Annotated in this window: 19 protein-coding genes and 2 tRNA genes; 6 read left to right on the forward strand and 15 right to left on the reverse strand. The window is 38.8% G+C overall.

The annotated features are described in order from the left end of the window. Positions 1-97 precede the first annotated feature (97 nt). Together A9267_RS03325 and bcp are read left to right on the forward strand one after the other, a co-directional pair. On the forward strand, positions 98-625 hold the full coding sequence (locus tag A9267_RS03325) for a glycine cleavage system protein R (RefSeq protein WP_055025876.1): 528 nt from the start codon (positions 98-100) through the stop codon (positions 623-625). Between the two features lie 22 nt (positions 626-647). After that, a complete protein-coding gene (gene bcp / locus A9267_RS03330) occupies positions 648-1,118 on the forward strand; it encodes a thioredoxin-dependent thiol peroxidase (protein WP_065108226.1) in 471 nt (156 codons plus the stop codon). An 89-nt stretch (positions 1,119-1,207) separates the two neighbouring features. On the opposite strand, the gene A9267_RS03335 is transcribed toward bcp, so the two are convergent. The 5 genes from A9267_RS03335 to dnaQ form a co-directional block, all read right to left on the reverse strand. Beyond that, the gene (locus tag A9267_RS03335) at positions 1,208-3,214 is read right to left on the reverse strand and encodes a cation:proton antiporter (RefSeq protein ID WP_065108227.1); all 2,007 of its coding nucleotides are present in this window, start codon (positions 3,212-3,214) and stop codon (positions 1,208-1,210) included. A 236-nt stretch (positions 3,215-3,450) separates the two neighbouring features. Beyond that, positions 3,451-3,527 (reverse strand) — tRNA-Asp (locus tag A9267_RS03340). Positions 3,528-3,577: 50 nt separating this feature from the next. Next, positions 3,578-3,654 (reverse strand) — tRNA-Asp (locus tag A9267_RS03345). Positions 3,655-4,123: 469 nt separating this feature from the next. Then, entirely contained in the window at positions 4,124-5,419 is a 1,296-nt protein-coding gene (locus tag A9267_RS03350; protein WP_065108228.1) for a TIGR03503 family protein, read from the reverse strand. A gap of 3 nt (positions 5,420-5,422) precedes the next feature. Continuing rightward, positions 5,423-6,157, reverse strand: a complete 735-nt coding sequence (dnaQ, locus tag A9267_RS03355; RefSeq protein WP_055024489.1) for a DNA polymerase III subunit epsilon — start codon at positions 6,155-6,157, stop codon at positions 5,423-5,425. Positions 6,158-6,225: 68 nt separating this feature from the next. Here dnaQ and rnhA point away from each other — a divergent pair, with 68 nt between their 5' ends. Continuing rightward, a complete protein-coding gene (rnhA, locus tag A9267_RS03360) occupies positions 6,226-6,699 on the forward strand; it encodes a ribonuclease HI (RefSeq protein WP_065108229.1) in 474 nt (157 codons plus the stop codon). 5 nt (positions 6,700-6,704) lie between these two features. Here the strand turns inward: rnhA and A9267_RS03365 are convergent, their stop codons facing one another. Next, positions 6,705-7,430, reverse strand: coding sequence for a class I SAM-dependent methyltransferase (locus A9267_RS03365; protein WP_055024487.1), 726 nt, complete (start codon positions 7,428-7,430; stop codon positions 6,705-6,707). Positions 7,431-7,745: 315 nt separating this feature from the next. Between A9267_RS03365 and gloB the strand changes: the two genes are divergently transcribed. Together gloB and A9267_RS03375 are read left to right on the forward strand one after the other, a co-directional pair. Further along, complete coding sequence (gene gloB / locus A9267_RS03370) at positions 7,746-8,522, forward strand: hydroxyacylglutathione hydrolase (RefSeq protein ID WP_065108230.1); 777 nt, start codon at positions 7,746-7,748, stop codon at positions 8,520-8,522. A gap of 143 nt (positions 8,523-8,665) precedes the next feature. Then, a complete protein-coding gene (locus A9267_RS03375) occupies positions 8,666-10,183 on the forward strand; it encodes a LysM peptidoglycan-binding domain-containing protein (RefSeq protein ID WP_065108231.1) in 1,518 nt (505 codons plus the stop codon). 176 nt (positions 10,184-10,359) lie between these two features. Here A9267_RS03375 and A9267_RS03380 read toward each other — a convergent pair whose 3' ends face one another. From A9267_RS03380 to A9267_RS03390, 3 genes are all read right to left on the reverse strand, one after another. Beyond that, positions 10,360-10,905, reverse strand: coding sequence for a BsuPI-related putative proteinase inhibitor (locus tag A9267_RS03380; RefSeq protein WP_055024484.1), 546 nt, complete (start codon positions 10,903-10,905; stop codon positions 10,360-10,362). Then, on the reverse strand, positions 10,905-12,725 hold the full coding sequence (locus A9267_RS03385; protein WP_065108232.1) for an AsmA family protein: 1,821 nt from the start codon (positions 12,723-12,725) through the stop codon (positions 10,905-10,907). The genes A9267_RS03380 and A9267_RS03385 overlap by 1 nt, the downstream gene beginning before the upstream one ends. A 62-nt stretch (positions 12,726-12,787) precedes the next feature. Then, on the reverse strand, positions 12,788-13,282 hold the full coding sequence (locus A9267_RS03390) for a putative 4-hydroxy-4-methyl-2-oxoglutarate aldolase (protein ID WP_065108233.1): 495 nt from the start codon (positions 13,280-13,282) through the stop codon (positions 12,788-12,790). 184 nt (positions 13,283-13,466) lie between these two features. Here A9267_RS03390 and A9267_RS03395 point away from each other — a divergent pair, with 184 nt between their 5' ends. Then, entirely contained in the window at positions 13,467-13,781 is a 315-nt protein-coding gene (locus A9267_RS03395; RefSeq protein ID WP_055024481.1) for a hypothetical protein, read from the forward strand. A gap of 363 nt (positions 13,782-14,144) precedes the next feature. Here A9267_RS03395 and A9267_RS03400 read toward each other — a convergent pair whose 3' ends face one another. The 6 genes from A9267_RS03400 to A9267_RS03425 form a co-directional block, all read right to left on the reverse strand. After that, on the reverse strand, positions 14,145-15,791 hold the full coding sequence (locus A9267_RS03400; RefSeq protein WP_065108234.1) for a methyl-accepting chemotaxis protein: 1,647 nt from the start codon (positions 15,789-15,791) through the stop codon (positions 14,145-14,147). 367 nt (positions 15,792-16,158) lie between these two features. Beyond that, complete coding sequence (locus A9267_RS03405; RefSeq protein WP_065108235.1) at positions 16,159-17,307, reverse strand: GGDEF domain-containing protein; 1,149 nt, start codon at positions 17,305-17,307, stop codon at positions 16,159-16,161. Between the two features lie 228 nt (positions 17,308-17,535). Further along, positions 17,536-19,143 carry a glycoside hydrolase family 43 protein gene (locus tag A9267_RS03410; protein WP_065108236.1) on the reverse strand — a complete coding sequence of 536 codons (1,608 nt, stop codon included), beginning with the start codon at positions 19,141-19,143 and terminating at the stop codon, positions 17,536-17,538. 260 nt (positions 19,144-19,403) lie between these two features. Continuing rightward, a complete protein-coding gene (locus A9267_RS03415; RefSeq protein ID WP_065108237.1) occupies positions 19,404-20,462 on the reverse strand; it encodes a LacI family DNA-binding transcriptional regulator in 1,059 nt (352 codons plus the stop codon). A gap of 269 nt (positions 20,463-20,731) precedes the next feature. Further along, entirely contained in the window at positions 20,732-21,214 is a 483-nt protein-coding gene (locus tag A9267_RS03420; RefSeq protein ID WP_065108238.1) for a GNAT family N-acetyltransferase, read from the reverse strand. A gap of 63 nt (positions 21,215-21,277) precedes the next feature. Further along, complete coding sequence (locus A9267_RS03425) at positions 21,278-22,261, reverse strand: Gfo/Idh/MocA family protein (protein ID WP_231919040.1); 984 nt, start codon at positions 22,259-22,261, stop codon at positions 21,278-21,280. Between the last annotated feature and the right edge of the window lie 227 nt (positions 22,262-22,488).

Genomic DNA, 22,488 nt, shown 5'->3' on the forward strand with positions numbered 1-22,488 from the left:
GTTTTCTTTTAGTTATGGTAGCATTACAACCCGCAAAAAAACTTTGCGTTAGCTCGCTAGTTTACGCTCTATGATATCGAAAAAGTGAGGAAAATCCATGACCAACTATCTGGTCGTTACTGCTATGGGTGCTGATCGCCCAGGTTTAGTCAGTCGTCTATCCCGTTTAGCCAGTGAATGTGAATGTGACATCGTTGATAGCCGCATGGCTTTATTCGGAAACGAATTCACCTTAATCATGATGATTTCTGGCTCGTGGGCTGCCATCACTAAGATAGAAACTCTATTACCTGGTTTAAGTGTTGAGCTTGAATTATTGATGGTAATGAAGCGTACCTCTAAGCACACCCCTAAGAATTTCATTTCACGAATTGAAGTTAGTGTAAATGGGCAAGATCAGCGCGGTACCATGAAGCGTATAACCGAGTTTCTTGCCGACCGCTCACTGGATTTAGCCGCAGTTCGTTCTCACGCTGATGACGATAATCTCACTCAGACAATTTTATTCACCATCAATGTGCCTGAAAAAGTTGATCTGGTTAAGCTTGAAAACAGTATCCATGAACTCGCAGCAGAACTTTCGCTAGATTGTTCAATCAATCACATGCAAGCAAGTGAAAAATAAGTAATCAAAATAAGGACTATTAATGAATACCCTAACCGTTGGTGATTCAGCACCGCAATTTAGCTTACAAAATCAGTTTGATGAAACCGTATCGTTAAGTGATGCATTAAAAAATGGGCCAGTATTAGTTTATTTTTACCCAAAAGCATCAACACCTGGTTGCACAGTACAGGCACAAGGCTTACGTGACAGTAAAGCTGAGTTAGCAAATCACAATGTTACGGTTTTCGGTTTAAGTCCAGATCCCGTGGCCAAGCTGCTTAAATTTAATGACAAGCAAGAATTAAACTTCTCACTACTTAGCGATGAAGACCACGCTGTTGCCGATGCATTTGGTGTATGGGGTGAAAAGAAATTTATGGGTAAAATTTACGACGGTATCCATCGTTTAAGCTTTTTGATTGGCCAAGATGGCAAAGTTGCCCATGTATTCGACAAGTTCAAAACTAAAAATCACCATGAAGTGGTCCTTTCGGTATTAGCTCAGCAATAACACTAAGATATCGAGTGAAAACCTCAATAAAAAAGCTTCGTTTCGACGAAGCTTTTTTTGTTGGTAATAATGACGTTTAATCTACAAAACTATTGCTTTGTTGCGTCCTTTTCATTAATTGCATTATTCACTGTAGTGTTAGCTTCTGCATCACCTTCTGAATCAACTGCAGTTAACGTTTGAGAAGTTGGTGCTTCTTCATTGTTTAGCTCTACTGTTTGCTCTTGTGAGTCAAGGGTCTTTTGAGCAGCTTTATTGGCTTGTTCTTCTGCTTCGGCTAAATTACGTTGAATAATCGCTTGCTCTTGCGCGTCTTGTGGCAACAAGCTAATTAACTCAATTCCAACGGGTAAGTCAGTGTCTTCACCTGTGACAATTTTAACTTTTTGCTCTTTGGTTAAATATATCAGTGGCATTGCGGTTTCACCGTAACGCTCCCTAAAGTGGGTCAAGGTGAAATTTTCGGTAATGTTAGTCACTTTAATTACTGCGCCTTTTGACATATAGCTCGCAATGCGAGCATATGAGACTGACTCCCCAAATAAACATAATCGTTTTAAATACGATTCTGACAATTGGTGTCTTGCGCTACCACCTTCGGCGTTATTTAGGCCGTATACTTTTTTAACGCCAAATAAATCCTGAAAATGAAAGCTTACCAATGGGTTTAATTGTCGATAAGGCGATAGAATTAGCACTCTGCCTATACCACTTAAATCCATAAAGTTTTCAGCATGTTCTGATGCAGGGTTACCAAAGTACACCGGAATATTTGCCATTCTTGCTTGGCGAATGTTGTCCCAGTTATTATCTGCCAATACCACTTTAACATTTTTATCAGTCAGAACTTTTGCTAGTTCTCGAGAAAACTTAGACGCGCCAAATAATAGCAATCCCTGAGATGAGTCAGCCTTAACCCCCAAAAACTTAGCCCAAGGGCTCGCAGTAAGACTTTGAATAACCACAGTGCCAATAATGATCAAGAACACTAACGGTACGATTGAACTTGCTCCGTTAACGCCAATGGCTTCCAATTTAATAGCAAAGAGTGATGATATGGCAGCTGCCACAATACCTCTTGGTGCTACCCAACTTAAGAACCATTTATCAGCCCGAGATAAACTTGTCCCAATTCCTGAAATCCAAATACTCAGCGGACGGGCAATAAATAAAACGACCAATAATACACCGACGCCTCCCCATCCTAGATCCAACATCGCTGTCGAATTTAATCGTGCGGCGAGTAAAATAAACAGTGCCGAAATCAACAGTACAGTAAGTGTTTCTTTAAACTCTAAAATATCGGCAATGTCGACGCCACGCATATTGGCAAGCCATATCCCCATGACCGTCACCGTCAATAACCCCGATTCTTCTTGAAGCAAGTTCGATCCAACAAACATACCCAGCATGATGGTTAATACTGCGGTATTTTTTAGATAATGGGGAAATACATTGGTTCTTAGCGCAATACCGATGAGGTAGCCTGCAATGGCGCCCATGCCAAAACCAAGTAAAAGTGTCATTCCTAAAGCTGACAAAACATGCGTCGTAGGATCTGCTGCAGCGGCGACAGCAATATACTCATAAACCAGAACAGCGAGAATCGCCCCAATAGGATCAATAACGATACCTTCCCAGCGTAATATGCTGGCAAGGTTTGATTTAGGTCGTACGGTGCGCAGCATGGGAACAATCACTGTTGGGCCCGTAACAACAACTAATGCGCCAAACAACATAGCCATAGGCCACTCAAAACCTAATAACCAATGTGCTGCTGGTGCAATACAAGCCCATGTAATAAAAGCGCCAAAAGTCACTAAATTGGTCACCATTCTGCCGTGATCTTTTATTTCTTTAAAATTAAGTGTCAGTGCGCCTTCAAATAAAATGACCGCCACACCTAACGAAATGATAGGGAAAAGTAAATCACCAAAAATGGCATCTGGATTTAATATATCTAGACCTGGGCCAAGTAATAACCCGCAAAGAAGTAGCGGTAAAATAGCGGGTAAACGAAACTTCCAACCTAACCATTGACACAATAGAGACAAGACGCCAATTAACGCAAGCATGCCTGTGATGTGTTCTACCATGTTATTTCCTTATAAAGACACTAAATACTTATGCCATCAAATGTTGACGCTAATACCTTTAATAAAATACTAAATGTGATTATAGAGCAAGCGGTAATTGACAGTTTGATAGCATTTTATCGAATTTGATTAACATTGAAGAGCTAGTATTAAGAGTGGCAATAAATATTGTATATTCAGTAGGTTAAATTGAAGACACAAAAAAGCCCTTGTCATACGACAAGGGCTAATCTGTTTGGCGGAGCGGACGGGACTCGAACCCGCGACCCCCGGCGTGACAGGCCGGTATTCTAACCAACTGAACTACCGCTCCTAAACTGTGTCACCTGTATATACAGATAAACAAAATTTAAGTAACTTAACTGGCGGAGCGGACGGGACTCGAACCCGCGACCCCCGGCGTGACAGGCCGGTATTCTAACCAACTGAACTACCGCTCCACTTAAGTTGCGAAGAATAATAAAGTTGTCGTGAAAAACCGTCAACCATTTTTTTGAACTTTTTGTCTGTTTAGTTAAAAAATGCGCAGTAAAGGCTAAAAGATACACTTATTGATGATAAAACTGGCAAATCAAATAGCGTTAATATTTCAAGCGGGACAGGATTCTAACGACAAGCAGGCCTGATGGACTAAAAAACTTACTGTTAAATTAACTAAAATCAGTTTTAGTTTTAGTTTTAGTTTTAGTTTTAGTTTTAGTTTTAGTTTTATGAGTATAGTAGAAACATAACGCATGAAAATACAAAGGGTAAAAAACCCTGTGGACAAAGCATCAATAAAGAGTCGGTGTTGTTAAGGTGGTTATTGCTGAATTAGCTAGCCGCTTTGCAGCGGCTATCTGTAAAGTCGTTTACGACTCAAGTCATCCTCCTTATAAAGAGGATTTAAATCCAACCATCAAAATAACACTACTTTTCATCTGGCATTGTTAAATCAAGATCATCAAGAGAAGGGACATCTTCCTTCTCGTCTCCCTCTTGCTCTAATCGCAGCTTAGTCGCAGCTAATGCTTTATTAAGCGCTTGTTTTTTCCGCCAAATGATTAAGCCTAGAATACCAATGACTAATAAAGTGCCATTAACGACAAGGATCCAGAAGATAGCTTCTTCCTTAGCTGCAGCTTCTTCATTTGCAGCTTGTATCGCTGCTCGTCTAGCGAGCTCTTCAGCTGAAGGTGGCGGCGCTGGCGGTTCGATGAGATTAAAAAACTGCTCGGGTAAATCGAGTACTATTTCTCGTCCTTCGACTGTTGTAGATACCGCAGTGCCTTTAATTCGGTAACTACCAAAGTCAGTCACTTGAGGAATCGAAATCAATGTTTCAGTACTCGTCACTTCATTAAAACTTAACGGTAATTTAAGCCCTGCGGGACCAACAATATCAAAGTGAAAATGCGTTTGTTCCAGTTTTAATGCTTCTTCATTGACCAGCGCTTGAATCTGCCAAATACCATTGAGCTTATCTTCTGGCTCAATAATGTCGACTTCAATTGGCTTTTCAGACAAATAGAACGGATAACTGACTTCTCGCTGAAAGATATTATTACGAGCTTCAACTGTTAAAGTGTAATTACCCCAAGGCTGATTTAAATTCTTTTTACCAGTGAACACACCATCATCAGGTGCATCATCTAATCCTTCGCCATTGTCTTTATAGGAACCGACAATGATTGTGCCCGTTGTAAAGTTGGCATCGGTGTTTTTATGATGGCTTGCAAATTTTGTGGTCCACTCCACCATAAAATCTAAGCCAGGTAATCTAACGGTTAACCCGTCACCTAATAATCGTGCAGTGACTTTTAGACGTTCACCTTGATATAAAGGCTGCGGAATGGGTTCAACTTCGATTTCCAGTTCTGAAACTTTCTGAATACTTGAGCCTTCAGCAAGACTACCCAACAATTGCCAAGGGCCAGGCATAGGCTTGGTGATTTTAATCATATCGCCAGTTAAGCCATCAACCCACTTAACTGATTCAGGGTGACGGTCTGAATACCATTTTGAGCCGTCAGGTAAAATGACAATGACAGGCGCTGTGCCGTATTCTCGCTGTACTAACAAGGTTAACTCATCAACCATATGATCAATTCGAAAACGGTTTTTGAGTTCACTCGCTTGAGTGTATGGAACAGCAAAAGCCGATTGAGAAATCAAATTCCCAATCAGCAAAATGAACAATAAACAATACGGCTTTAATGCGGTCATCGGCTACGCTTCACCTCTCCAGAGGCACTTTCCTGACTTTTGAACTAAATCAAGACGTTGATCATGTGATACTAGTTCATCGGCCGTTGCAGAGATCACTTTAAGATTAAACTCATTTTGATCGATAAGCTGAATGCCACCCGCCTCTTGACCCGCTTTTTCATTGGACAAATTAAACTTAATTTGTCCACCCGTCATGATTAAATAAACATCTGCGAGGATTTCAGCATCGAGTAATGCACCGTGATAGGTTCTTCTTGAATTATCAATGCCATAGCGCTTACATAAGGCATCCAAGTTGTTCTTTTGACCAGGATGTAAATGCTTAGCAACGGTTAATGAATCGAGAATGCCACAGATGTCGGCAGTTTTCGGTCCGTTAGGCTGCAAGTTAGCAAATTCATGATCCATAAAGCTGATATCGAAGGGAGCGTTGTGTGCAACAATTTCAGCTCCATCAATAAAGTCGATAAACTCTTGAGCAATTTGATGAAAACGCGGCTCTTTGGCAACCCTTTCGTCAGTGATACCATGAACTTCAATTGCTTCAGGGTCAATTGCTTGACCTGGGTTGATGTATTGGTGATATGTACGGCCCGTGAGTTTTCTATCTATGACTTCTACACAACCAATTTCAATAATGCGATGTCCAATATATACAGGGCCACCAGCTTGGTTCATACCTGTTGTTTCGGTATCTAAAATAACCTGACGGCTTGCGCTCGAAATAATATTCATAGGTAACTCATTAATAAATGTTTAGGTATAATTGCCAAAAATAAGGTCAAACGTATGGTAACAATTCAATGTCAGAACTAAAACTTATCACAATCTATACTGACGGCTCATGTTTAGGAAACCCAGGTCCTGGCGGATACGGTATTGTAATGAAATATAAGCGCCAAACCAAAGAAATGTCTGACGGATTTAAGCTTACCACCAATAATAGAATGGAGCTGCTCGCGCCAATCATCGCATTAGAAGCCTTGTATGAGCCCTGCCAAGTCATATTAACCAGTGATAGCCAATATATGCGACAGGGTATCACGCAATGGATCCACGGTTGGAAAAAAAAGGGCTGGATAACCTCAACGAAGACCCCAGTAAAAAATGTCGATTTATGGAAACGTTTAGATAAGGTCAGCCAAATCCATCAAATGGATTGGCGTTGGGTTAAAGGTCATGCTGGCCATGCAGAAAACGAACGTTGTGATGATTTAGCTCGATGGGCTGCTGAAGCGAAGCCTGAGCAAGAAGATGTCAATTATAATGCAGACTAGCCATATTATTGGTTAGTCTGTTTAGAATGACCCGTTCGCCCCGCTGTTGATGCTTGGGCCCATTGCGGCGCTCGAGCTTTTTTCTTTTCTCGTATAGGTGTTAATGGCGAGTCCATTTTACGTGCAACGATTAAATAGACGCTGCCGATTCCTGGTAGCCATCGCTCTAAGCGGTTTTGCCACCAACTACCTTGATTGATATCGCCTATTAAAGGGTGATAAATAAACCGTTCATCTTGAAGTATTTGATAACCGAGCAATCCTAACCAATCTTTGACTCGAGCAGGCATAAAAAATTGCCCAGACCAAGGAATTTGAGTTTGGTACTTAGGTAACAATTTACCCGCAAACGCCGTGCTTACCGGGTTTAGGCCACAAATGAAAATATAACCACCACAAATCATTACCCTATCGACTTCACGTAGTAGTCGATAAGGATCTTGTTCAAACTCAATTAAGAAACTCATTAAAACCGCATCCATTGAGCCACTTTGTAAAGGTAAGTGATGTGGATCAGCAATAATCGAAGCACCTTCTTCCTCATGAATAGAAAAATGGCGAGAGATATTACAATTTAAGCTGGAGATTTGATGACTTAAAGGACCTAATTTTAATAAATGGTAGCCGAATATTCTTGGCCACCAACTTGCTAAGCGCTGTTCTACAGCCAATTGTATTTCATCACCACAGGGTAATTGATGCCACTGTTGCGGTTTGTGGTGAATCGACATAAACGCCCAACCCCTTATAAATACATATCGATAATTGAGTATAACGATTTATAACCCAAAGTCGTCAAGGGATAACAAAATATTTATTGTTTTGAGATCAATAAGTAAAATTGATGACATTCTTTATTCTAGTGGCAATAACGTCGCCTTTATTTCTTGTTAAATGACAGTGTTTAATCAAAGTCAACATATAGAGTGCACTGTTTATTGAGAGAGTGTATTCACCCAACAAGGCCCATCATACTGTTGATCAACATTTGGCGAGCTTCCAATAATCCGTTACTCTGTATCGACATATTTTACTAAGGTTAAATCATGCTTTCTGTTAACGCTATTCCCGCATTTAATGATAACTATATCTGGTTAATTCATCAGCAAGGAACCAATAAAGCTTACGTTGTCGATCCTGGATGTAGTCAAAGTGTGTTAGATCATATCAATGACACAGACCTTGAATTAGTCGGTATTCTAATCACACATCACCATGCAGATCATACTGGCGGTATCGCAGGTTTACAGCAAGCTTACAACGAACAACTGAGCGTATATGGTCCTCAAAAAGAAAACATCGCAGGATTAACTCATCCTATTGAATGCGAACAAGCCCTGACGTTACCTTTTATCAAATCGTCAGTGCAGGTACTTATGGTACCAGGACATACACTCGGCCATATCGCCTACTGCATTGATGATGCTCTCTTTTGCGGAGATACCTTATTTAGTGGCGGCTGTGGTCGATTATTTGAAGGAACGCCTGAGCAAATGGCAGCGTCATTGGCAAAATTGACCAAACTAAATGGCAACACAAAAGTCTACTGTGCACATGAATACACCCAAGCTAACATCACTTTTGCGGTCGCGGTAGAGCCTAATAACACAGCTTTACTGCAATACGATCAAAAAGTTGCAGCAGCAAGACAGAACAATATTTCAACAATCCCGTCTACCATTGCAACAGAATTAGCAATTAATCCATTTTTACGAAGTGATAGTACAGAAATCAAACAATCTATTTCAAAGCAGTTTAATCAACAAAATTTGACTGAACTACAAACATTTACTCTTCTCAGAGAATGGAAGAATCACTTTTAGTTTAGGGTTGATATCCCACGCAGGTTAACTTAACAAAGACAATTAGCGCATTTTGCTCTACAATGCCGCTTCAATTTTGACCAATACTTTAGGCTGACGTACTAAACATGTCAGTTTTGCAAGACTTAGGAATTTCGTTTTTGATGCATAAATCTTTATATTTTATCGTTGGTGGTGTGGCCTTTTTAAGTGGCTGTCAAACACTAACAACACCTAAGCCGGCTAAAGAGCCTATTACCATTCAAAAGCCAGTAGAGTCTGAAGAAACGGTCGTTAAAGTTGAAAAGCCCGTCGAGATCACAGATGTATGGCAACGCATTAGCCTACAGATGAAAATGCCGATTGATGACCAAAAGCTCGTCAATCAATATCGTGACTGGTATTTGGCGAACCCAAGGCATTTGGAAATCGTTTCACAACGGGCTGAGCCATACTTACATTACATTGTAGAAGAGCTTGAAAAGCGTGACATGCCAATTGAAATTGCGCTATTGCCCATCGTTGAAAGCTCATTTGACCCATCTGCTTATTCAGCAAGTGCAGCTTCGGGGCTTTGGCAGCTCACGACCCCAATATCGAATCATTTTGGGGTAAAAAGTGATTGGTGGTACGACGGACGCAGAGATGTACCTGCGGCGACGACTGCTGCGTTAGATTTTCTAGAATATCTTTACGACAGAACTGGCGAAAACTGGTTGTATGCCATAGCAGCGTATAACACTGGTGAAGGCAGAGTAAATAATGCCGTTCGCAGAAATAAAGCCGCAGGTAAAAGCACTGAATTTTGGGCATTATCATTACCTCGAGAAACCCGACGTTACGTCCCGCAGCTCATCGCTTTATCCGATGTCATCAAAAATGCCGATAAATACGGCATTACCTTAACACCTATCGCTAATGAGCCACATATCGCCGTTGTCGATACCCAAAGCCAAATTGATTTAAAACTGGCTGCTGATTTAGCGGACATGAACATAAACCAACTTAAAGCACTTAACCCAGGTCTTGATCGCTGGGCCACGTCACCAGAAGGCCCGCACACTCTAGTGCTGCCTTATGACAAAAGAGATGTATTTGAGCAAAAACTGGCGCAACTTGACCCAAAAGACAAGCTCAATTGGCATCGTTATAAGATTCAATCAGGTGATACTGTCAGTCATATCGCCAAACGCTTCGATACGTCAGCATCGTTTATTCGCTCAAGTAACAATCTTAAAAACAACAATATTCGAGCTGGCAGATATTTAATTATCCCAGTGCCACCTGAAGGCGCTGATTTAACAACAGATCAGTTATTAGCGCAAAATCAATTAACACCTAAGAATATCACTTATACAGTGAAGTCTGGCGATTCACTGTGGGTTATCGCAAAGCGTTACAATGTCTCGGTCGATGATTTAATTCGCTGGAACCGTCTGCCTAAAAATGGCGCGTTAAGTATTGGAAAAGAACTGACAATTGGTAGCCGTGCATCAACAAATGCAACTGAGCGAACAGTTAACTACAAAGTTCGCTCAGGTGATTCACTTGCCCGTATTGCCAATAAATTTAACGTATCTGTAGATGACTTAATCAAGTGGAATAAGTTACATAACACCAAATATATTCAGCCTGGACAGATGTTACGTTTAATTGTTGATGTATCAAAAGTGAACGCTTAATTGAGTTACGCTATTCATTACTGATTACAACAGTGCTGATTCGTTAAGCTTGAATCGGTTACTTAAACCAAAAATGATTGGTTTTATTTACCTACTTAAATACCACCAATAAAAATGGCAAGTGATAATATCACTTGCCATTTTTTACGCTGATTAGTGCTAATGGAAACGAAATGCTAGTTAACAACCAAAGGTGTTGAACCTGCATTTATCACTGGCATTGCACTTTCTTCAGCTTTACCGGCAAACTTGACACTGAATCGATATCCCGGTCCTGACACTTTTGCCATCACAGCAGCAGGGACACTAAAACGAGTTTCGATTGTTTGTGCTGGTGCTAACGTAACAGTACGCAATGCTTGGGTATACATCATATCCTGAGAAGAAGACCAAATTTGTTGACCTTTAGGATCATAAAGTCCTAAATCAGCGGTCATCCCTGAATTAAACATCAAGCTAACAGGATAACTCTGACTGTTAGTTGCCGTATGTTTTACCGACATTGCTTTAGTAGAGTCTGTATAGGTTTCAGCTTCTAAAAAGCCGACTAATAAGGTTTCTGCCATTGTTGATACTCCAGCACCAAGCGAAATTGATTTTGCTTTTACGACACTTTTAGTCTCTTTCGCAGTATCGACATCCGTGTTTTGTGCAGTGACATCTGTACTTGTTGTACTACAGCCCACTAACAGCAAACTTAAGCAACCTATAAAACGTTTCATTAAAACCCTCCTAATTTTTTGAACAAGCTATCTTTAAGCTTATCGGTTTCACCTTTTATTTTGGCATCAAATAACGCACTCGTGTCGATACCAAATTTAGGGTCTTGCATGCTACCTGTAATCGTTAACGGAATATCAACGCCCGCTAATGCATCTTTTTCTCCACCCTGTCCTGCTAAAGAACCCACTAAAGACGTAGTTAATTTATAATCTACTGTTTGTGAGTCTATATTGGCATTACCATTACCGCTTAAACGTATAAGTGGTGATGACATCGCTAAATCAGGGTTGGTCAGTACTGCATTATTTAAATCAAAGCTACCTGTCAGACTTGTAAAATCTGTTTTTAACTCTTCAGTATTTTTCGCAGAAAGATCACCTTTGAGTTTATCTTGCGCACTGCGGATCATTTGCGGAATATTAACCCCATAAAGTGAACCATCAGCGATTTCAAAATCCCCTTTCGCTAATAGGTTTTTCTTTATATTGTCAGGGATTAAACTTTTACCAGAGCCTTTAACTTTGAAGTTTGCTGCACCTGAAATTAAATCCACATCAGCAGCGTCTTTTAGTAGCGGTCTGAATTGTACGCCAGTCAATGATTCTTCAAAGTGATAACTTGCGACTTTTTGGCGTGCATCAAGTTTTGCCGTTGCTTGAATACTACCTTCATATAGGTTTGCAGAAAATTCACTCAAATTGGCGATACCATCTTTAACTGTGGCGTTCACTTTCCAATTTTGAGTCAGTAAATTAGCCACTTTAATTGACTTAATAGTGACGCCCATAGTCACATCAATGGTTTTCAATGCGGATAAGTCAGGCTCTGTTGCAGGTGCCGTGCTCGCCACCTTTTCTGTTTCTGCTGGAGTTTGCTCATCAGAAGCGGGCATTAACTTATCCACATCGATATCGCCAAAGTCCATTTGCATGTTTATTTTCGGGATTTTTGCACCATAGTTGACACTTAGCTTACCTGTAGCATCAATTTCCATTGCAGATAATTTGCTAATAATGACTTCTACGTTTTGTGAATCAAGTGCAACGGCTATATCTGTCACTAATTGCGTGGATACTTGATTATTAGGAATGCCCTTACCGCTGACATCAGTATTAACCGTGAAGCCGTTAATGGCTAATTTAGACAAGTCTTTACTGACATTTAGCTTACCTTCACCATTACTGTTAACCGTCATATCAGGAAGCTGTGCTGAAAAGTCATATGCAAAGTCAGCGTCATTACCCAATGAAAACTCACCCAATGTTAAGCTATTAAGCTTGAAGACTTGAGTCGTATCTGTCGTTTCATCAATCAGATTAATAGTGGTATTGGTGATTGCTACTCCGCCAATTTGTAAGCTTTGTAGTTCAACACTTGTTTTAGTTGTTGAATCAGTCGTTTTGTCTTCTGCCACAGCTGCCGAACTGTCACCACTCAAACCATCGATACTCGTGGTACCGTCCTTTTGCGTTATCATATTGACCGTTAAGCCATCTAATGAAAGCATCGCAATTTCAACTTCTTGGCTTAATAACGGCATTAATTCTACGTTGGCAACAGCTTCATTCACTTCAACAAAGTTGTTAGCAGAAAAATTTTCTGGATTTGATAATGATATCCCACCCAATTTTATGCCAATCGATGGGAATACACTCCAGCTCAAATCATCCTTAATGACAAATGTACGTCCAGTTTGATTTTCAACCGCCTCAACAATTTGCGGCTTAAAACTATTCAAATCAAAAAATACCGTTAAGTACACTGCGAGTATTAATATTACCCCAGCCACGATACCTAACAGCCATTTAAGTGCCTTCATGTTTGCTTCCTTGTCAGTAAATTGGTTCTCAATTTAGCGTTACTATGTTGTTATGTAACAGTTTAGCTCAAAACCGTTAAATCTAAAGGTTTTTCAGCAATGGCAATACCATTGATATCAGCATAGATCATCATCTTGGGTTTAATATCGACACCAGCAATATTGATGGCAGCATCAATTAAACCGACATCTTTTTTCTCAGTTTTAATTGGGTTTGTCGCAAGTGCCTGCACACCAATATCTATGGTAGCGATAGTACCTGCATCTCTGATTGCGCCATAAATGATTATCCCTTCCCATTCATTATTAAATGCAGACTCCGCAATCATATCGCCCAATAAGGCCCGTCGACAGACGCCACCACCATCAACCACTAGCACTTTACCTTTTCCCGGTGTAGCTAATACTGACTTAACTTTAGAGTTATCTTCAAAACATTTAACGGTGACCACTTCGCCATAAAAAATAGTTTTACCACCATAAGAGTTCCAATTCGATTGAACTAAAGTCAGTTTATTTTCGTAATGGTCAAATAAGTCGGGTAATAAATCTAACATCTCACACTCCATGTACTAAAATGAATAGGTTACCTCATAATATAAACGTCCATAGCTATTGAAACAATTCATTAATCTGAATAAACTGTCGCCTATACTTTACTTGTTCATGGATGAAAACATTGCAGTATTTGAATTTCTCATTTATTGCGAAATACCAATTAACTTTTAAGTAGTTTTCAATATGACTGATATCAATTTACAAAATGTAATAAATGCGTTCGATGAATTAGATTTTGAAAATAGAACAACTAAAAATCTTGAGAATGCACGTAATAGAATGCAAATGAAGACGTATTTATCTTCTTTGGATTACAGTTTACGACGCTTAAAAATCTTAGAAGAAGTGGTTTCTGAAATTGTCGAAGAAAAACAAACTGAATTGGTAAAGCAAGAACATATTCAAACCTACAAAGCAAAAATCATCCAGTTATCAAGAGAGTATAAAATCTCGTATCAAGACGTTATCAACATAATGAATAAGTTGAAACACCAGTAATGACTGGGCTTACTAATTAATTGGCTTAATACCGATTCATCTTCCTCGATAACTACCCTTTGCTAACTACTATCGACCATCGTTGATTTATATGTGCTGTATTATATATGCAGCATTAAATCTCCACTCCAGTCTAGCACTCATTTCTAACCCCATAAGTGGTCTATCAGATAGCTTATGTTATTTTTAATGTGTTTAACGCAAATATCAATTAGTCAGCTATGTAAATTAACCATAAACAGTTAACAAAAATGAAATAAATTTGCATTTACAAGTTCGAATAAAAAAACCTTGTTGAATATTTCCAACAAGGCTTTATTAGTTTATAAATGCGAGGTGTTCATCAATAAGACTATTTATGGTTTACACTTTAAACTGCCCTACTATGTTTTCAAGCTCATTTGAGCCTTTTGCTATATTGTCACTACTATCCAGTAATTTCTCGTTATGATTTTTATTCTCTACCGACATATCATTAATGCGGGTAATATTCATATTTAATTCTGAAATCACTGCACTTTGCTCTTCTGTTGCACCTGCTATTTGAATATTCATTTGAGAAATATCCCCAATCGCTGACTTAATTGAATGAAGTGCTTGTTCTACTTTTTGCGTTTCACCAACGGTTTCATCTGATTGTGTTAAAGCCCGTTCTACTGAATGGTTTACATCTTCAATAGCCTCTCTAATAGCGTCAATAATGCCATTGATTTCACGGGTTGAATCTTGCGTTCTACTAGCAAGCGTTCTAACCTCATCGGCAACCACAGCAAAGCCTCGACCCGCTTCACCAGCACGAGCGGCTTCAATAGCAGCATTCAATGCCAATAAATTGGTTTGCTCAGCAATACCAACAATAACATCTAATATTTGCCCAATCTGGCTTGAGCTAACTTTCAGGCCTTTTGCAACAGATTCGGTTTGTTGTAGCTCAGAAGACAAATCACCAATTTTTGACATTGCCTTATCTACAATCATGGCAGTATTGTCGGCTTCAGTGTCGGCAATATTTGCACTCTGTGCAGCAGCTTGTGCATTTGACGCAACTTCTGCGGCTGTCATCGACATTTCATTTATCGCAGTAGCAACATTTTCGGTTTCCATTTGAACATTACTCGACACTTGATTCGCATCAGATGATATAGATGCAAGCTGTTGAGCAAGAGCTTGGCTTTGAGTGACATTTCCCGCAACTGAAGATACTAGATTTTGGATCTTGTCTGTAAAAATATTAAAATTATGGGCAATTTGGTTAAGTTCATCTTGACCATCTTCGGCTAATCTCAGTGTCAAATCCCCTTCACCTTTAGCAATATTCTCAAAAGCTGAAATAGTCTGTTGCATCGGCTTTGAAATACTTTTAGTGATAACAAACAAAATAATCAGGATCGGTAACCAAACCAATAAGAGTAAAAATAAATATTGCATCAAAAATTCAGTTTTTTGCGTTTGGATATCGTCGATATAAATCCCCGTACCAACGACCCATCCCCATGGAGTAAAACGTTCGACAACACTCATTTTAGGGCTAGGAGTATCTTGATTGGGTTTATTCCACATGTAGTTAACCGTGGCGTTTTTGGCATTATGAGTACGTTCAATCATTAATTGAAATAACGGCACATTATCAGGGTCACGCATTGATAACACATTTGTATTGATAAGTTTTTTCGCAAATGCGTGTTGTACCATGACCCCACTGGTATCAACGGTAAAAAAATATTCATTACCAGAATAACGTAAATTATCTAAGGCATTAATAGCAGCAAGTTTCGCTTCTGCCTCCGACATATCACCTTGCTCAGAAGCCAAATAAAACTGATTGATGACAGAGCTTGCGACCTCAATAATACCAGTAAGTTTGGCCTGCTTTTCTTGCACCAATACATTTTCGATACGGTTAAAAGCGAACAAAAACATGAGCACAGTTGCAAAAGCTGCAACCATAATCATGGCCATCAAGCGGTTAGAAATACTCGTTTTACGAAAAAAATGATCTATAGCATTCATTGTCGTTCACCGTATTATTAGAATAAATATCGAGACAAACTAGACTATGGTTAAAGCTAATGAATAAGTAATGAATTGATTGTTACTTCCCCAAACAATCATCATTCAAATTTAGCTTATCAACATACCTTATTCCTTATAATCGACCGATTAAAGAAATTATTTAGCAAAGCACATGAATAAAAATCAATCAATAAACTCAGCAACTATGCGTAAGCCGCAAATGATTCGTGGTGAATAGAATAATTAAATATAGAATAGTGAGAGGTGTTTGCGATGTAATAACGCTTGTCGAAAAGGTGTTCATCAAAAAATAATAGCAAACATTAAGCAAAAGTTAACTAAGGTCATCACTAGATGACGTGCATTACTGCGTTATCAATTGAATCTGATTTTTACCATTCTGTTTTGCACGATATAAGGCTTTATCACCATGAGAAATCAACTCGTTCAAATCCCAACGTTGTTTTACATCTATTGACGCTCCAATAGAAATCGTGACCCTGAGGTTGGTATTCGGCCAATACAATTTGGGAACATCATCTAAGATTTTCTCTGCAATCTGACATAACTGTTGCTCATTGAAGCACTGAAAAACAGATAAAAACTCTTCTCCTCCGTATCGTACATTCATTCCAGTATACCGACCGCAATGTTGACGTATAATTTGCGCTACTCCATAAATCACATTGTCGCCTACTTGGTGGCCATAGGTATCATTAATTGATTTGAAGTTATCAATATCTATCATTAACACGCTTAATGGTTTATTCGTGTGTTGTGCGCTTTGTTCAATTTGCGGACCATTTTTAGTTAAATACAAACGGTTTTTAAGCTCGGTTAATGGATCCGTAACTGTTTGCAACGCTAATTTTTTCTGACTTGCTCTAAGCCGTAACTGTTGGCTTCTAATTTGGCTAAACTGCTGGAAGCTTTTACGAGTTTCAGAATCTCGGCGTAAGCTAGCCACTAAACTAATTAGGAACACAGCAAAAAAGATAGATATTCTATCGAGCTCTTCACCATAATCTTGTCCAATTCTATCTGGTGCGATTACCAGTAAATAACTCAACAACATCAGTGACAAACCAAATAGGCTCAGCTTAAATGGCATTCGAGATAATGCCCCGATGTAAACCATGACTAACACGCCACCTGATTGATAATCAAAATTACCTTGGGTCATCGCCAATTTTCCGATAGTAATAATCGACATGTATACCGTTAACACTAAAAACAGCTCGGCGAGCTCTAAATACTTGGATGCATAACGCCGCAAAGTAATTAACACCACGATGCAAAGTATCGATAAGAAGACTCTGCTGAGCGTCGCAACCCAAGCATGCTCAGTTAAGTGCTGGTAATCTAAAAGGCCAAACAAAAGATAAATAGGAATGACAGATAACAAAAAACCGGAATACGGCAACATGACTTGATGGACGTGATAATGCTTAAAACGCAATAACGAAAAGCCGGTTAGTTTTTGATGAAAAGGCCGTAAAATAAAGTCGAACATAGACTACCCATTTTTCCTAAATTTTGCTTAAAAGCAGCAAAAACAGGTAAAACATTATTAATATTATGTCTTTATATATAGCAAAGTTTTCAAATACTAGCTACGAAATCATCCTCCATATGATTGAATAAATATGACATAAATTTACCACACCACTCAATAATGTGAATAACACAAATTCTATCGCCATGTTATTCACATTAAGTCAGAAAGTATGTATGTCCATTCCTATTGGTGGCGTTCTTTGTAGTCAAAGTAGCTAAACTCTGCAACTGTGTTTTGCCCAGTTAAATCTTGAGCACATAAACCAACAAATGCACCAGTAAAACTGGAACCTTCTCCTTTGCCTGCTTCATCAGAAATTAAACTGTAATCTAAAGACGCAATGTGAAACCAGTCAGCTCCATTTAATGAGTATTCAAATTTAAGTGTTTCATAGTGCACATCTGCTCGTAGATAAACCGATGACTGTAACAAGGGAATACGCTGTTCAAATATTGGAAATACAAGATCTAAACTTTGCTCACCTTCACAGCTCATAATATCTAGGTTTAGCCCAATTTTTTCATCATAAGATAAATATAAATAATGAAATTTATGAGCGTTGTAATAACAAATTAATCCTGCGGTTTGCTGAAAGTGGTTAGATTCAAACATGATTTTGGTTTGAGCAACAAATGAAAAATGACGCTGCCTTGTCGCAACCAACGCTTGCTCAAATGTGCTACCTAATGAATGCATTCCTGTCAGCAATAAGCTACCTGGTTTACGGGTTGTGCTTACAAAGTTTTCAGGGGTTGGACTTCTAAGCCATTGAAATTGATCCGCGATAAATCTATCTGTGAACTCATCTCTAAACGAGAAATCTCGCTGCGGTTTAGCTGTTAATCCAATTGGATTTAATTGTGCCTGCGATGAGTTAGTCGCTAACCTAAACCAACCATCATCGGTATATTGAACAGATTCTATTGCTGTTTCTCTGCCCATAGGACTGCGACGCTGTGATGTAGGTTGTTCAATATCAAGTGGTCTAGAAGTCAGATGGGCTAAATACCATTCCCCTTCTTTACTTTCTACTAAGCTACCATGACCATTACGTTGCAATTTGTGCTGTAAATGAGGAACCGTTGCTACGATAGGACCTTGAGGATCAACGTCATAAGGGCCATCGATATGTTTTGAACGGGCCATAGTACAAACATGTTCGTACCCAGTCCCCCCCTCAGCAGTTAATAAATAATAGTAACCATTTTTTTTATATAAATGAGGCCCTTCAGTTAACCCGAACTCTGTACCCGTAAAAATAATTTTCGATTCGCCAATTAATCTTTCTGTTTTATCGCAATATTGTTGTAAAGCGATACCGCCGAAGAAACTTCTATCTGGCCGATAATCCCAAACCATATTCAATAGCCACTTTTTCCCATCGTCATCGTGAAATAAAGATGGATCAAAGCCACTACTATTGAGATAAACCGGACGAGTCCACTCTCCATCGATTGTTTCACAGGTAGTTAAATAATTAGGTGAATCTTTAAAGTTGCCATCAAATCGTTTGACGTTGGTATAAATAAGATAGAACTTACCATTATTGTGTGTAAGACATGGTGCCCAAATACCACATGAGTCTGGAACACCAGTCATATCTAATAAATCAGCTCGATTTAACGGTCGATGGACTAAGGTCCAATTAACCAAATCTGTTGAATGATAGATTTGTACGCCTGGATACCACTCAAATGTTGATACAGCGATATAGTAATCATCATTCACACGTACAATACTTGGATCTGGATTAAACCCTGGCAGTATGGGATTAATATCGGGTAAATTCATAGCTCACCTTTTCAGTTTGATAAGTTAAATGCTTTCACACTCTTTTAATCGCCAATATAAAACAACTGGATGTTAACAGTATGATACAACTTGCATATGTTAACGATAACATATTACCAAATTAGCTTAGTGTCAATTTGACAAATAAAAGCATTGTAAATGATGAAGAGGGACAACAGACGAGGTGACACAAAAAAGCAGCAAATAATTGCTGCTAATAAAATTCACTTGGTGTGGTGTGGTCAGGCGTTAGGAATGAGCTATGACTTAACCCGGCTCGTTGAATCACGCTGTTTTAATTCAAAATCAAGCACGTGGCGTAAGTCAGACAATTTATCACTCAAGCCTTGATCAAACTTTCCTGTCGTCAACATTGCTATTGCAGCTTCTGCCATGGCTTCAATTGGTTGCTTAACCGTTGTAATGTTGGGCCAAATCGTCGTCGCTATTGGCGTATCATCATAACCTACGACACTAAGCTGCTGAGGGACTTGTATCCCTAAAGAATTTGCCACAGAGATAACCGCTGCCGCCATATCATCATTACTTGCGAAAATAGCTGTTGGCATATTATTACAAGTTAACAACGCCTTAGCCGCGCTTAATCCAGATTTATAACTGAACAAACCTTGCTCGATGTATTCTGGCGGTATAGTTAACTTATTTGAACGCATTGCATCTAAGAAGCCTTGATAACGTAATCGACTTGCTCCTACATCTGGATGGCCAATAATAAACGCTATATCTCTATGCCCTTGCTCTATCAATAGATTCGTCATTTCAAAAGCGGCTTGATAATCATCCATACAAACAAATGGGGATTGAGTCAGCTCGACATCAGGTGAAACACGAATGTAAGGAACGTTCAATGCTTTAAGCTCATTTAGAATTTCAATATTATTGCAAAATGGCGGCAATAAAATGACGCCATCGACACGGGTTTCTTCAACGAGATCACGAGTAATAGTCAGTTTTTCTACCTGAGTCCCTTCACATTCATCGACGACTAAATGATAACCACGCTGCCGACAGCTTTTTAACGCTGACATCATAAACTGACTGACATAACCACCTTGGCTAGGGTTTTCGTACAGTAATCCAATGAAGTAAGATTTTGCACTGGCTAAGCGACGAGCCGAAATATTTGGTCTGTAATGTAATTTATTAGCCGCCTCTTTAACTTTTAAACGCGTTTTATCACTGACCTTTTCATCATTGTTCAACACTCGAGAAACTGTCATTTTTGATACACCAGCTAATTCAGCAACATCCTGAATCGTGGACTTTGTTTTTGAATTACTCTTACTTATTGGACTCATTACAGACTCGTCAGCAGCTTAAAAATGTTACGAAATTCAAATGTAACAATACGAAGGAAAAAATAACAGGATTACTCAACAAATAACCCAGTTTGAACATATTAAAATTATCTGTTTATGCTTTATTAAGACAAAACATACCAATATAAAACGAATAGAAACATAGCAATAAGTAACATTAATCTTATAAAGTGCCAAACAAGAATAATTATGATACCGATAACTTACAAAAACGATTAATCATTGCTTGCGTCTTAAGCACCATGTTATTAAAAACGCTTAAGCATCCATATATCACAGCCACCATGAATAGTTCCTGTAAGAGGCTTATCTAAATGTGTAAATCCCATAGATTCATATAAAGAAATAGCAGCTTTCATTGATGCCAAGGTATCTAAATAGCACTGCTCGTATCCTTGAGATTGCGCAAAATCCAAACACACTTTAGTAAGTTTTCTACCAATGCCAAAGCCTCTTGATTCTGGTAACAGGAACAATTTTCGTAATTCACAAGTCTGCTCACTATCATTAAACTTTGCTATTCCACCGCATCCCACAATTTGGCCATTTAATGTTGCTACATAATATTGGCTTTTATTTTCTAAAGAATAATAACGGCTCATTTGACTTACTTCAGGATCTGAAGGACCAAACCCCTCCCCAATTGCACCAAATTCTGTACCTACTTTTGCAATAATATCTGCAACGGTCTGATCTTGATTTGGTGTGATCGGTTTGATTTCAATATTCATTTTTACTCCACTCCAAATTAACTAGCACTTTGTCAAACTCAAAAGGTATCTTCGAGTCAAAAACTATTGGTTTATTTGGGATTTGATCCATTCCATCCGTGCTTGAAATGCTAATGACATTTGCTCAGTCACTATATTAGATGAGAGTTTACCTGCCAAAATATCGTTTGCAGCAGCTTCTATTTCAAAATTAAAACCGATACTTTTACGTTTATCAGTAAACTCCGAGATTAATTCATCTCCCTGATATAAAAAGCACTCACTTGCTCGCCAAAAATCTGGAATAGCAATATAACCTTTGTCACCAATGATGTAAGCCCAATTTTGTAATTTACATCTAAAAGATGTGGCTAAGGTGGCCGTTACATTTTCATATTCAAATATGAAAGCTGCATCATTTTCGATTCCATTAGGTGCCAGATGTGAGGTAACAAATCCTGATATTGGCGTTTCATTAATGAAAAGTTGAGTAATGGCAATAGGATATACTCCCATATCATATACACAGCCACCAGCAAGCTCTTTGGCATACTCTCTTGAGTTAGGTTCATAAGGCTGCGGATAACCAAAATCAGCTTTAATGTGCATTAAATTGCCAATATGTCCTTCTTTAACCCATTGCTTTGCTTGCTGAATCGCTGGTAAAAAATACGTCCACATTCCTTCTAACAAATAAACTTTTTTTTGCTTTGCTAATTGATAAAGTGCCTTTGCTTCTTCAGTAGAGATGGTTATTGGCTTTTCACACAGTACGGCCTTTCCTGCCAGAATTGCAGCCTTTGCTTGCTCGAAATGAAAATTGTGTGGGGTCGCAATATAAATAGCATCGACATTTTCATCATTGAATAAACTGTCATAATCTCCGTAAGATTGACAAATATCATATTGCGTCTTAAAAGCTTCAGCTCTTTTAGAGTCACGTGCTGCGATGGCATATAATCTGCTATTGTCGACATATGACATATCTGCAGCAAATTGATGAGCAATCCTACCTGCCCCAATAATTCCCCAGCTAACTTGCTTCATTTCTAATCCTTGTTTGTTCATTATTTATCCCACTCTGATTGTTCTGAGTCCCATGGATAAAATATAATCAATAATCTTCCGTAACTTTTTAAACCCAAATAATAGTCCAAGCTTATCCATTTAATGAAAGGCATGAGCAAGATTAACTTTTATCATTATCTATTTTTATACTATTGGCGATTAACGGTCACGACAATAAAAAAGCCGTTAATTAGTATTAACGGCGGTTTATCAATACGACAACCAAA

It is taken from the genome of Shewanella sp. UCD-FRSSP16_17, assembly GCF_001675935.1.
GTDB classification, from domain to species: domain Bacteria; phylum Pseudomonadota; class Gammaproteobacteria; order Enterobacterales; family Shewanellaceae; genus Shewanella; species Shewanella japonica.